The organism is Mycobacterium sp. E1747 (assembly GCF_001667775.1).
Lineage (GTDB): Bacteria > Actinomycetota > Actinomycetes > Mycobacteriales > Mycobacteriaceae > Mycobacterium.
The window spans coordinates 1-1,648 of sequence record NZ_LZJI01000193.1 but is presented as its reverse complement, the minus strand read 5'-3'; the positions used below and the strand labels follow the sequence as shown (position 1 = coordinate 1,648).

The 1,648-nt window shown below is 74.3% G+C and carries 2 pseudogenes; one reads left to right on the top strand and one right to left on the bottom strand.

Going from position 1 to position 1,648, the window contains the following annotated elements:
* Positions 1-879, top strand: a pseudogene (locus A5695_RS29180) (hypothetical protein); the annotation flags it as partial.
* On the opposite strand, the pseudogene A5695_RS29185 reads toward A5695_RS29180, so the two are convergent.
* Positions 794-1,648, bottom strand: a pseudogene (locus tag A5695_RS29185) (hypothetical protein); the annotation flags it as partial. The pseudogenes A5695_RS29180 and A5695_RS29185 sit on opposite strands and share 86 nt — an antisense overlap.

The following is a 1,648-nucleotide window of genomic DNA, read 5'->3' as shown; positions in this document are numbered from 1 at the left end:
TCGATGGGGGTGACCTGGACGGACCCCGCGGACGTCGGCGCGCTGCGGGAATCGATGGCCCGCCACGGCATGGGCAACGTGATGCTGGTGTCCCCGTTGCTGGCTGCGGCCGCGCTGGCCCAGACGGTCGGGTCCGCGCTCGACTACGCGCACATCGCGATGCTGTTCGTAGAGCCCCAGACCGCGACGCTGGCCGTCGTCGACGTCACCGACGGTTCGATCGTCGACCTGCACCGACAGCAGCTGGCCAACGCCGGAGAGGAGTCGCTCGCCGCCGAGCTGGCGACCATGGTCGCCGACCTGGGCGCCCGGGGTGCTCGCGCGGACGGCGTGTTCCTGATCGGCTGCGGCACGGACATCGTGCCCCTCAAGCCCGCGCTCGAAGCGGCCGCGCCGCTCGAGGTGACGGCCCCCGAGGAGCCGGAGATGGCGCTGGCCCGCGGGGCGGCCCTGGCGTCGGCGGACGCCCCGCTGTTCGCCGCCTCCACGGCGGCCCTGGCCTACGCGCTGGACCCGGGCACCGGAGAGGTCAGCCCGCGACCGCTGGGGCCGACCTACCTCGACGTCTGGGGCAACGCCGACGCCGAATCCCTGGCCTACAGCGCCCTCACCGATGAGGCCGACGAGGACAAGGTCGTCCCGCGTCGGCGCCGGCCCATGTTCCTCGCCGGGAGCGCGCTGGCCGGCATCGCTGCCGTCATCGCCGGGGTCGTGGTGGTGTCGCTGACCTCGGATCGGCCGGCATCCGAGCAGCCACAGAACCCGCGCGTCAACGTCGCCACCCCGGCCAGGAAGGCGCCCGCCCAAGCACCGAGCGCGCCGCCGGCGGCGCGCTCGGTGCTTGGGCGGGCGCCTTCCTGGCCGGGGTGGCGACGTTGACGCGCGGGTTCTGTGGCTGCTCGGATGCCGGCCGATCCGAGGTCAGCGACACCACCACGACCCCGGCGATGACGGCAGCGATGCCGGCCAGCGCGCTCCCGGCGAGGAACATGGGCCGGCGCCGACGCGGGACGACCTTGTCCTCGTCGGCCTCATCGGTGAGGGCGCTGTAGGCCAGGGATTCGGCGTCGGCGTTGCCCCAGACGTCGAGGTAGGTCGGCCCCAGCGGTCGCGGGCTGACCTCTCCGGTGCCCGGGTCCAGCGCGTAGGCCAGGGCCGCCGTGGAGGCGGCGAACAGCGGGGCGTCCGCCGACGCCAGGGCCGCCCCGCGGGCCAGCGCCATCTCCGGCTCCTCGGGGGCCGTCACCTCGAGCGGCGCGGCCGCTTCGAGCGCGGGCTTGAGGGGCACGATGTCCGTGCCGCAGCCGATCAGGAACACGCCGTCCGCGCGAGCACCCCGGGCGCCCAGGTCGGCGACCATGGTCGCCAGCTCGGCGGCGAGCGACTCCTCTCCGGCGTTGGCCAGCTGCTGTCGGTGCAGGTCGACGATCGAACCGTCGGTGACGTCGACGACGGCCAGCGTCGCGGTCTGGGGCTCTACGAACAGCATCGCGATGTGCGCGTAGTCGAGCGCGGACCCGACCGTCTGGGCCAGCGCGGCCGCAGCCAGCAACGGGGACACCAGCATCACGTTGCCCATGCCGTGGCGGGCCATCGATTCCCGCAGCGCGCCGACGTCCGCGGGGTCCGTCCAGGTCACCCCCGTCGA